The organism is Nocardia sp. NPDC005998 (genome assembly GCF_040614395.1).
In the GTDB taxonomy this organism is placed as follows: domain Bacteria; phylum Actinomycetota; class Actinomycetes; order Mycobacteriales; family Mycobacteriaceae; genus Nocardia.
The window spans coordinates 41691-52431 of record NZ_JBEXUI010000052.1; the positions used below are offsets into that span (position 1 = coordinate 41691).

General features: G+C 67.9%; 8 protein-coding genes. All 8 read right to left on the bottom strand.

The genetic code is table 11. The features are described 5' to 3' along the window. Positions 1–1446, bottom strand: a complete 1446-nt coding sequence (gene murD / locus ABZ293_RS38330) for a UDP-N-acetylmuramoyl-L-alanine--D-glutamate ligase (RefSeq protein ID WP_355189004.1) — start codon at positions 1444–1446, stop codon at positions 1–3. 49 nt (positions 1447–1495) lie between these two features. Beyond that, entirely contained in the window at positions 1496–2572 is a 1077-nt protein-coding gene (mraY, locus tag ABZ293_RS38335; protein WP_354958028.1) for a phospho-N-acetylmuramoyl-pentapeptide-transferase, read from the bottom strand. Further along, positions 2569–4158 (bottom strand): UDP-N-acetylmuramoyl-tripeptide--D-alanyl-D-alanine ligase, encoded by a 1590-nt coding sequence (gene murF, locus ABZ293_RS38340; RefSeq protein ID WP_355188986.1) that lies wholly within the window; start codon positions 4156–4158, stop codon positions 2569–2571. The genes mraY and murF overlap by 4 nt, the downstream gene beginning before the upstream one ends. Beyond that, on the bottom strand, positions 4155–5882 hold the full coding sequence (locus ABZ293_RS38345; RefSeq protein ID WP_355188988.1) for a UDP-N-acetylmuramoyl-L-alanyl-D-glutamate--2,6-diaminopimelate ligase: 1728 nt from the start codon (positions 5880–5882) through the stop codon (positions 4155–4157). The genes murF and ABZ293_RS38345 overlap by 4 nt, the downstream gene beginning before the upstream one ends. Positions 5883–5996: 114 nt before the next feature. Then, the gene (locus ABZ293_RS38350; protein WP_355189006.1) at positions 5997–7757 is read right to left on the bottom strand and encodes a penicillin-binding protein 2; all 1761 of its coding nucleotides are present in this window, start codon (positions 7755–7757) and stop codon (positions 5997–5999) included. 149 nt (positions 7758–7906) lie between these two features. Beyond that, entirely contained in the window at positions 7907–8710 is an 804-nt protein-coding gene (locus ABZ293_RS38355; RefSeq protein ID WP_355188990.1) for a hypothetical protein, read from the bottom strand. Further along, on the bottom strand, positions 8707–9684 hold the full coding sequence (rsmH, locus tag ABZ293_RS38360) for a 16S rRNA (cytosine(1402)-N(4))-methyltransferase RsmH (protein WP_355188992.1): 978 nt from the start codon (positions 9682–9684) through the stop codon (positions 8707–8709). The genes ABZ293_RS38355 and rsmH overlap by 4 nt, the downstream gene beginning before the upstream one ends. Positions 9685–9900: 216 nt before the next feature. Beyond that, a complete protein-coding gene (mraZ, locus tag ABZ293_RS38365) occupies positions 9901–10332 on the bottom strand; it encodes a division/cell wall cluster transcriptional repressor MraZ (RefSeq protein ID WP_330253784.1) in 432 nt (143 codons plus the stop codon). Positions 10333–10741: the final 409 nt, after the last annotated feature.

The window sequence follows — 10741 nt, forward strand, 5'->3', positions numbered from 1 at the left end:
TCATAGTTGCCGCCCGATGTCACCGTCTTCCAGGGCGGCCACCGCGGCGGCGAAGCTGCGCCCGCGGTGGGTGTAGTCGGCGAACATATCCAAGGAGGCCGCGGCCGGGGCCAGTAGCACGGTGTCACCGCGACGGGCGAGCCCGGCCGCGGCGCGAACGGCACGCGCCATGACGGCGTCGGCGCTCGCGGCATCATCGGTCCCAGCGTCACCCATGCCTGCATGGTCTCCCGCACGGACCTCGATGACCGGGACCTCGGGCGCGTGTCGCGCCAAAGCCGCCGCGATCACCGGCGCGTCGGCGCCGAGCAGTACGGCGGCGGCGAGCCGGTCGGCGATCTCCTCGACCAGATCCTCGACCGAGGCACCCTTCAATTGCCCACCGGCAATCCAGACCACCTGCGGGTGGCCGAGAATCGATGAGCGTGCGGCATGCGGGTTGGTGGCCTTGGAGTCATCGATGAATTCGACCCCGGCCAGCTCACGGACGAATGCGGACCGATGCGGACCGACCTTGTGCTCGATGAGACCTTCCCGCACGAACTGCGGTGCGATATCGATGGCCCTGGTCAGCGCGGCGGCCGCGAGCGCGTTGGCGACACCGGCCGGTCCCTTGGGGCTGATATCGCCGACTTCGGCGAGGATCGCGGCCTTGGTGAAGGCGCGGTCGAGCAGTTTGCCGTCCACGACGCCGAGTTCGCCGTCGGCGGGCACGCCGATCCGGAAGCCGACCGTCCGGCGCGCCCTACTGCGCCGGGCCAGCGAGGCGGCCACCGGATCGTCGAGTCCGACGACACCGACGCGGCCGTACAGCGCCCTGGACTTGGCGGCGGCATAGGCATCGAGGCCGCCGTGCCAATCCAGATGGTCCTCGGCCACATTCAGCACCACACCGGCCTCGGGCCGCACCGAAGGCGCCCAATGCAATTGGAACGAGGACAGTTCGACCGCGAGCACCTGTGGACCGGGATTGCGACGCAACGCGTCCAGAATCGGCAGCCCGATATTGCCGCAGGCGACACTGGCGACTCCCGCCGCGCGCAGGATCGAATGCACCATCGAGGTGGTGGTGGTCTTGCCATTGGTCCCGGTCACCACCAGCCATTTACGGACCGGACCGTAGATTCTGGCCTGATCGACCCACCAGGCGAATTCGACATCGCCCCAGACCGGGGTGCCCTCGGTCACCGCCGCGGCCAGCACCGGTGAGTCCGGTCGCCAGCCCGGACTGGTGATGACCAGCGCGAACCGGCTCCAGTCCGCGGATTCCAGTTCGGCGCAGGTCGCGATGTCGAGGCCGAGCCCGGCCGCCTCTGCCAGTGCGGCCGCGCCGCCGTCGGTGACCACCGGGTGCGCGCCTATATCGCGCAGCGGCTCGATCAGCGAGCGACCCGATACACCCCATCCGGCCACCAGAACGTCACGGCCGCGCAGGAATTCGAGCATGGGCCCCGGTGTCCGCAGGGCCCTCGGAGAATGTTCGACCATCGCTACTTCACCCGACCGCTGAGAGATATTCGCTATAGAACAGGCCGAGTCCGACCGCCGACGCCATGGCCGCCAGTAGCCAGAACCGGATGATCACCGTAGTCTCGGCCCATTTGCTGAGTTCGAAGTGATGGTGGAACGGCGCCATCTTGAATAGCCGGTTGCGGGTAGTGCGGTACACCGCGACCTGCAGCACCACCGAGGCGGTCTCGGCGACGAACAGCGCGCCGATCACGACCATCAGCAATTCCGTCCGGGTGGTGATCGAGAGTCCGGCGAGCATGCCGCCGAGGGCCAGCGAACCGGTATCGCCCATGAAAATCTTGGCCGGTGCGGCATTCCACCACAGGAAGCCCACACACGCAGCGGCGGCCGAGGCACATACCAGCGCCAGATCCAGCGGATCGCGCACGTTGTAGCAGCCCGCCTCCGGAATTGTCGCGCAGGCATTGCGGTACTGCCAGAACGTGATGATCACGTAGGCGCCGAGCACCAGGCTCATCGAACCCGCAGCCAGACCATCCAGACCGTCGGTCAGGTTCACCGCATTCGACCAGGCGACGACCAGCAGGCAGACCCAGCACAGGAAGATGATCACGCCCATCGATACCGTGGTGATATCGCGGACGTAGGACAGATGCTTACTCGCCGGAGTCAACCCGTTGCCGCCGCGGAACTGCAGGGCGAGCACGCCGAAAATGACCGCGGCGCTGATCTGACCGATGTACTTGCCCGCGGCCGACAGCCCCAGATTGCGCTGTTTGCGCAGCTTGATGAAGTCGTCGAGGAAGCCGACCACACCGAGTGCGGTGGTCAGCCCGAGCACCAGGATGCCCGATGCGGACGGCCCGTCGGCGTCGTAGCCGATGCCGATCAGATGTGAGCCGAGGTAACCCGCCCACATGCCGACCAGGATGGCCACACCACCCATAGTCGGGGTGCCGCGCTTGGCCTGATGACTGGCCGGACCGTCGACCCGGATCTCCTGGCCGAAGCCCTGCCTGGCGAAGATCCGTATCAACAGCGGCGTCAGCAGAATGGAGACCGCAAGCGCGATCCCCGCCGCGAACAGAATCTGCCTCATCCAAGCGCCTCCGTGCTACCCCTAGTTCCCGCACGCTCCGCGCCGGTCAAATGTTCGGCGACCTCCCACAGGCCGACCGCCTTGGACGCTTTGACCAGCACCACATCGCCCGACCCGACCTCGCTGTCGAGCAGTGCGATGGCCGCACCGATATCGGGCACGAGGATCGACTCCTCGCCCCAAGAGCCTTCCATTACCGCACCCTGATGCATCGCGTGGGATGGCCTTCCGGTGCCGACGACGATCAGCCGGGAGACATCCAGACGCACTGCGAGGCGGCCGATCCGGTCGTGTTCGATGACAGATTCCTCGCCCAGTTCGCCCATTTCGCCGAGCACGGCCCAGCTGCGGCGCGGAGTGCCGCCCGCGCGGGACATGGTCACCAGGGCCTTGAGGGCGGCGCGCACCGAATCCGGATTGGCGTTATAGGAATCGTTGACCACGGTGATGCCGTCGGCGGTGGTCCGCACATCCATGCGGCGCGCCGATGCGGCGTGCGCACCGGACAGTGCCCGCGCAACGGTTTCGAGGTCGGCGCCGCATTCGAGCGCGACCGCCGCCGCGGCCAGTGCGTTGCCGACCTGGTGCTCGCCGTGTACGGCCAATTGCACCGCAATGCTGCCCTTGCCGGTGTGCAGCGTGAAACCCGCGCGGGCCTCGGCATCCAGTTGGACGTCGGTGGCCCGGATTTCGGCGTTCGCCGCCTGGCCGACCGTCACCACGCGGGCATTCGTGCGCGCGGCCATCGCGGCCACCTGCGGATCATCGGCGTTGAGCACGGCGAGTCCGGTCGGCGGCAGCGCCTCGACGAGTTCGCCCTTGGTCTGCGCAATGGCCTCACGGCTGCCGAATTCGCCGAGATGGGCGGTGCCGACATTGAGCACAACGCCGATCTTCGGCGGTGCGACCCGCGCGAGTGCGGCGATATGTCCGGGGCCGCGTGCGGACAGTTCCAGTACCAGGAAGCGGGTTTCGGCATCGGCGCGCAGCGCGGTCCACGGATGGCCGAGTTCATTGTTGAACGATCCGGGCGGGGCAACGACCGGCCCCAGCGGCGCGAGTACGGCCGCGAGCAGATCCTTGGTCGAGGTTTTGCCCGAAGAGCCGGTCACCCCTACGACGGTGAGTCCACCTGCCGCGGTGTCCGATCGGCCGCCCTCGCGGCGCCCTCCGTGGTTGGGCTCCGCTACCGCCTCTGGGCGCGTCGCTCCCGCGGCGGCAAGACGTTCGACACTCACTCGGGCGAGCGTAGCGAGCGCGGCCAGCACCGCGGCCCCCGACCCATCCGAATCACCGGCCAGCGCAACGGATTTCGCGGGCACGGTGCCCGGACTCGGGGTCACCACGATGGCGGGCACGCCGACCGGACGGGCCGCGAGCACCGCGACCGCACCGGCGTCGATCGCCGCCTTCGCGTAGTCGTGGCCGTCCGCGTGCTCGCCGGGCAGGGCCAGGAACAGATCACCGGAACCGATTCGGCGCGAATCGAATTCGACGGAACCCGTTACCGTCGCCGCCGGGTCGGGGGCGTCGTGCAGCGTGCCACCGACGGCCTCCGCGATCTCCCGCAGTGTCATCTCGATCATGAAACCGTCAAGTCCTCCGCGTCCGACCCCTGCGGACTCTGCTCAGTGTTGCCGTCCTGCGTCGTCTGGTCGCCACGCAGGCCCCGCTGCCGTCGTTCCAACGCCGCCGCGAGCACCTCGCGGTCATCGAACGGATGCTTCACACCCTGGATCTCCTGCCCGGCCTCATGGCCCTTACCCGCCACCAGCACCACGTCACCGGGACCAGCCCAGTCGACGGCGGCGGCGATGGCCGCGGCCCGGTCCCCGATTTCGCGCACCTCACCGCGTTCGGCCTGCGCAACCCCGAGCGCGCCCGCGCGCAATGCGGCGCGGATCGCCGCGGGATCCTCGGTGCGCGGATTGTCATCGGTGATGATCAGCAGATCGGCGCCACGCGCACCGGCGGCACCCATCAGAGCTCGCTTGCCCGCATCCCGGTCACCACCCGCGCCGACGACCACGGCCAACCGACCGGCGGTATCTGAGGTGCTGCGCTCGCGGTGCCCTGCGTGCGCGTGCATTCCTCGTTGCGGGGTATCGCCGTGGCGGCCCGCACCGGGTGCCTCTGGGCCCGCCGCGGTGAGATGTTCCCGCAGCGTTGCGATCACCGACTCCACCGCGGCGGGTTTGTGCGCGTAGTCGACGATCGCCAGGAAATCCTGCCCCCGCTCGACCCGCTGCATCCGGCCCGGCACGTCGACGGTGGCCAGCGCGGGTGCGGCGACGGCGGGATCGGCTCCCGCGGCCGCGCACACCGCGACCGCGAGCAGTCCGTTGGCGACGTTGTAGCGGCCCGGAAGTCGCAGGCGCACATCGACATTCATGTCCGGTCCGGCGACGCTGAACTCCTGCTCGCCGCCGTGCGCGATTACCTCGCTGGTGAGCTGCCAGGTGCCGGAACCGGTGGTGGATACGGTGATCGGGTCCGCGAGGTCCGCCGCCAGGCGCTGTCCCCACTCGTCATCGACGCAGATGACAGCGGTGCGCGCAGCGACCGGCGACACCGCTTCGAAAAGCCTGCGCTTGGCGGCGAAGTAGTCCTCGAAGTCGGCGTGGAAGTCCAGGTGGTCCTGCGAGAGATTGGTGAACGCGCCCACCGTGAAGCGCACCCCGTCCACCCGGCCCAGCGCGAGCGCGTGACTGGAGACCTCCATCACCACCGCGTCCACACCCTGCTCGACCATCAGCGCGAATATCGCGTGCAGCTGCGGCGCCTCTGGCGTGGTCAACGCGCTCGGCACCCGGCGACCGCCGATTCTGGTCTCGATGGTGCCGATCAGCGCCGTGGAAAGGCCAGCGGCCGCCAATCCGGCCTCCACCAGATATGCGGTGGTGGTCTTGCCGGAGGTGCCGGTAATGCCGACTATGCGCAGCCGCTGCGACGGATTGCCGTAGAGCTCGCCCGACAGCTCGCCGAGCACCGACCTCGGCTGCTCGCGGACCAGCACCGGTACCTCGAGTTCACCGATCAGTTCGGCACCCGCCGGATCGGTGAACACTGCGACGGCGCCCCGCTCGACGGCGTCGCGCGCGAACCTGGCCCCGTGCGACTGCGCGCCGGGCAGCGCGGCGAACAGATCACCGGGCAGCACCGCATTCGAGCGCTGCTCGATGCCGGTGACCTGGATCTGCGAGAGATCCGCGCGCGACGAGCTGGCACCGGTCAGTGCCAGCACGGTGGACAACGACGTCGACCTCGGGTGGGTCGGCCGGAGCGCGTGCTGGCTGGACTGCGCGGGCACAGGGCTCCTCTCGGGAATCGACACGGATAAGGGCTGAGTAGATCATTGGGAAGGCAGGGAACGTCGAGTCAGGTTACCGACGTCGGCTCACGGCCGGACAACGTGGCTCCAATCTTATGAAGCCTGCAGAACGAATCGTCGGGAAGGCTCGGGCGAGGGCGGGATCCGGTCACGCTGCAACGCCCAGGAGGCGATGTTGTGGAACAGGGGCGCCACCGACCCGCCGCCGCTGCCATCGGAGCTGCGAATCGGCGCGTCGAGCATCAGGCCGATGACATAGCGCGGATTGTCCGCGGGCGCCATGCCGGCGAAGGTGATGTAGAACGACGAGGTCGAATAGCAGTGGCAGCTCGGGTCGACCTTCTGTGCGGTGCCGGTCTTACCCGCCACCTGGTAGCCATCGATCGCCGCTGGCGAACCGGTGCCCATCTGCACGCCCATCGGATCGCGCTGCACGACCGCCTGGAACATGGTGCGCAGCGTCGCCGCGGTCTGCGCGCTGACCACCCGCACGCCTTCGGGCTGCGGCTCCTCGGTACGGGTGCCGTCCGGCGCGGTCTTGGCCTTGACGATGCGCGGCGGAATCCGCACGCCGCCATTGGCGATGGCCTGATACATCCCGGTCATCTGCAGGGTGGTCATCGAAAGGCCCTGTCCGATGGGCAGATTCGCGAAGGTACCGCCGGACCACTGGTCGCGCGCCGGTACCTGCCCCGGACTCTCGCCCGGCAGCCCGACACCGGTGCGCTGACCGAGACCGAACCGGTTGACCATATCCGCGAACCGGTCCTCTCCGACCCGCTGTGCCAGCATCAGCGTGCCGACATTGGAGGACTTACCGAATATGCCGGTGGTGGTATACGACGCGGTGCCGTGCTCCCAGGCGTCGTGCACGGTGACACCCGCCATTCGGATCTCACCCGGAACCTGCACCACCTCATCCGGGTTGGTCAATCCGTATTCGATGGCCGCGGCCGCGGTCACGATCTTGTTGACCGAGCCGGGTTCGAACGGATCCTGCACGGAGGGGTTCTGCATCTCGGCATTGCCCCAATGCTGGGGTCCCAGTGCGGGGTTGAAGGTGTTGTCATTCGACATCGCCAGCACCTGGCCGGTCTTTGCGTCGAGCACGACGGCCGACGCGGCGTTCGCACCGGACATCTCCTTGGCCTGCTGGACCTGCTGCTGCACGTAGTACTGCAGATCCGAATCCAGGGTCAACTCGACGCCATAGCCGTTCACCGCGGGCTGCTTATCACGCCAGCTGCCGGGAATGACCGCACCATCGGATCCGCGGTCGTAGGTGTGCGAGCCGTCGGTGCCCGCCAGCAGCGAGTCCAGCGACGATTCCAACCCCATTTGGCCGTGTCCGTCCCAGCCGGTGGTGCCGAGCACATTGGCGGCCAGCGATCCGCCCGGATATTCGCGCACATCCTGGCGTTCGGCGCCCACCTCGGGATAGAGCACGGTGATATCGGAGGCGATGCGCGGGTCGACATTGCGGGCGAGGTAGACGAAGGTGGTGTCGCTCTTCATCTTGTCGAGCAGTTCGGCTTCGGCGGGCGCGTCCTTGCCGAGTTTGTCGTGAATGGCCTTCGCGATGGCCTTCAGCCGGTCCTCCGGATCCGGTGCCTTGGCCGATTTGGCCTTCGCATCGGCGAGTTGCTTGCGCACCACCAGCGGCTGGAAGTTCAGCGCCTGCGCGCTCAGTGTGAAGGCGAGGGACTTGCCATTGCGGTCGGTGATCGGGCCGCGAGTCGCCGTATCGATCTTGCGGGTGGTGCGCTGGTCGGCCGCCTGCGCGGACAGGCTCGGCGCGGAAATACTCTGCACCCAGAGCAATTGGAGTGCCACGACCGCCAGCGCGACCAGCATGATCACCCGGCCGACACCGAGGCGCAGGCGCAGCGGCCGGTTGTCAGCTGCCGTCCGTGGTCTGGCGGCGCCGGTCGCCCGTGATGAACCCGCCTTGGACGCCGCGGGCCCGCGGCGCTGGCGCGACGCGGGCCGGGTCTGGCGCATGGTCATCTGGCGCCCCCATCCGGGGCGGGTGGCTCGGGTTGCACCGCTTCCGCCTGGGGTGCCACGGGCTGTGGTGTCTCCACCGGGGTTTGCGCGACCGGGCTCGGCGTCGGCAGCGGAGTGGCCGGTGTCGGACTCGGCTGCGAACTACCCGGTACAGCGACGGCATTCGCCTGACCGGTGTTCGCGGGCTGACCGGTGGTCGGCTGGGCAGTCTGCGGCGGCGGCGTGAGCGTCACCGGAATCACCCGCTCGCCGCGCGCCTGCGCGTTATTGGCCGGCGTGGTGGTGGGCGCGCTCGGCGAGGGGTTGAGCGGCGGCACCGGCGCCCCCTGTGCGGGCGTCGGCTTGCCGATCACCGTCACGCCGCCGTCCGGTCCGACCACCAGGCGGGCCGGATCCTTGGCCGGGATCATGCCGAGTTCGCGGGCCCGCGCTGCGAGTTCGGGCGGGGAATCGGCGGCCTCCACTTCCCGCAGCAGTGCCGCCCGTTCGTCGGCCAGCTTGCGGTTGGTCGCCCTGGCGTCGCCGAGCTGATAGCTGTCCTCCGCCGAGCGGGTGGTGAGCAGCAGGGTGAGCGCGAGGCCGCAGCCGAGCATCGCAATGATGGCCGCTACGAACGGAATTCGCCCGGCCATCGCCGAGGCGCGCTGCTTCGGCAGCTCCTGGTGATCCCCCGACTGTTCCGCGCGCATCCGGCGCTTGGCGTAGGCCCGTTGTGCAGCACCCGATTTCACCCGCTCGGCGGCCTGAACTCGGCGGGCGATCCGGCCCGGCGCCTCGGCGGTACGCGTGCGCACACTCATGCTGTCCCCTCCTCGATTCGCTCCGCCGCGCGCATCCGCACGGGAGCCGCCCTCGGGTTCTCTTCGATCTCTTGTTCCGTCGCCTTCTCGGCCCCGCGGGTCAGTAGCCTGAATTCCGGTCCCATACCGGGCAATTCGACCGGCAGGTCGACCGGTGTCCGTGATGTGGTCCGCGCCGACAGCTCCTGTTTGACCACCCGATCCTCGAGCGACTGATACGACATGACCACAATCCGGCCGCCGATCCGCAGCGAGTCGAGTGCGGCGGGCAATGCGGCCCGCAACGAATCCAACTCGCCGTTGACCTCCACCCGCAGCGCCTGGAAGGTCCGCTTGGCTGGATGACCGCCGGTCCGCCTGGTCGCGGCCGGAATTGTCGCGTAAAGCAATTCGACGAGTTCGGCACTGGTGGTGAACGGCTTCTGCTGCCGACGGCGCACCACCGCGGCGGCGATCTTGCCCGCGAAGCGTTCCTCGCCATAGGTTTTCAACACGCGCGCCAAATCGCCGTGGCTGTAGGTATTGAGCACATCCGCGGCGGTGATGCCGGTGGTCGGGTCCATCCGCATATCCAGCGGCGCGTCGACGGAATAGGCGAATCCGCGCTCGGCCTCGTCGAGTTGCATCGAGGAAACACCGAGATCCATCAGGATGGCGCTCACCGAACCGGTGGTCGGCAGTCCAGCCTGCGTCAGCGCGACGGCGATTCCGTCATATCGGATGTGCACCAAGGTGATTCGATCCGCGAACGGGGCGAGTCGTGCACCCGCCAGCGCCAGTGCGTTGGTATCCCGGTCGAGTCCGACGAGACGAATGTTCGGATACGTCCGTAGGAAATGTTCGGCGTGGCCACCCAAACCCAGCGTCGCGTCTACATAGACGGCGCCGGGTTCGGACAATGCCGGGCCGAGCAGCGCATCTGCCCGCTGGAGCAGAACCGGAACATGGCGAGGGCCGTCCTGTTCACGGTTCACCTCGTCCTCCCGGAATCGTGCCTCGCGTCGTCGCGCACCGAGCCGTGCCAATGGGTCGCTCGTTACGCCCGCTCACGGGTCGCCTTGTTAGACAGCTGCTTTGGAAAATACGAATGCCGCGGGGTCTCTGACCGGAGCCTCGGCACCTGGCGTCGGGGAAGTACGTCAGGGTCCGCGCGTCCGGGCAGAGGCCGCGTGGCACTCGTTCGCTCAGGGCTAGAAGATGCCGCCCAGCGACTCGTCTCTCGCTTCGGCGTAGTCCTCCTCGTGCTCGGCGAGGTAGGACTCCCACGCCTGCTTATCCCATATTTCGAGGAAGTCGACCGATCCGATCACCACGCAGTCCCGCGAAAGGTTCGCGTAGCGACGATGATCGGCCGACAACACGATCCGGCCTTGGGCGTCCGGACGCTGTTCATCCGTTCCGGCCGCGAGTGCCCGGACGAACGCGCGCGCCTGCGGATTACTTCGAGATGCCGCCGCGGCTCGCCGAGCGAGCGCGGTGAACTCTTCCTTGGGATATACGGCAAGGCTGTGGTCCTGACCCTTCGTGACCATCAACCCTCCCGCCAGATCGTCTCGAAACTTCGCAGGCAACGTCAGTCGCCCCTTGTCATCCAACCGAGGTGTGTAGGTACCGAGAAACATCCCGCTACCTCCTGGATGAACCCCGCCGCGCGGGGAGCACGATCACCTCGGATGTATGCCCTTCCTCTAGTGCGCGCTCCACATTACCCCACTTTCCCCCACTTTCAATCGAAACTCAGGGTGATCTGGCTCCCCGCGTCATCGATTACGCAGGTCATCCCAGCTATCACGGTGGTGGAGAACTTTTTCCGTGTTCTGGCGACACGCGCCACACGGCGAGACGATCGCCCGACAACAACCAGCAAACGCCCTGGTGCACCCCATTCCGGCCGATCATGGGCGGCCGCGCGGGTGGATGGTGGGGCATGGTGGAGGAAGATCGTGGGGCGTTGTGGGGAACCGCTCACGGAGATCACCCAGCAGCCGGATGGCTCACGCATGCGAATGCGCCGTCGCACCTATTAGGTGC

Excerpts from the sequence above, each read along its gene's own strand:
- murD (WP_355189004.1), bottom strand. The coding sequence starts at position 1,446 with ATGCTCGAATTCCTGCGCGGCCGTGACGTTCTGGTGGCCGGATGGGGT.
- mraY (WP_354958028.1), bottom strand. The coding sequence starts at position 2,572 with ATGAGGCAGATTCTGTTCGCGGCGGGGATCGCGCTTGCGGTCTCCATT.
- murF (WP_355188986.1), bottom strand. The coding sequence starts at position 4,158 with ATGATCGAGATGACACTGCGGGAGATCGCGGAGGCCGTCGGTGGCACG.
- ABZ293_RS38350 (WP_355189006.1), bottom strand. The coding sequence starts at position 7,757 with ATGCTGGTCGCGCTGGCGGTCGTGGCACTCCAATTGCTCTGGGTGCAG.
- ABZ293_RS38355 (WP_355188990.1), bottom strand. The coding sequence starts at position 8,710 with ATGAGTGTGCGCACGCGTACCGCCGAGGCGCCGGGCCGGATCGCCCGC.
- mraZ (WP_330253784.1), bottom strand. The coding sequence starts at position 10,332 with ATGTTTCTCGGTACCTACACACCTCGGTTGGATGACAAGGGGCGACTG.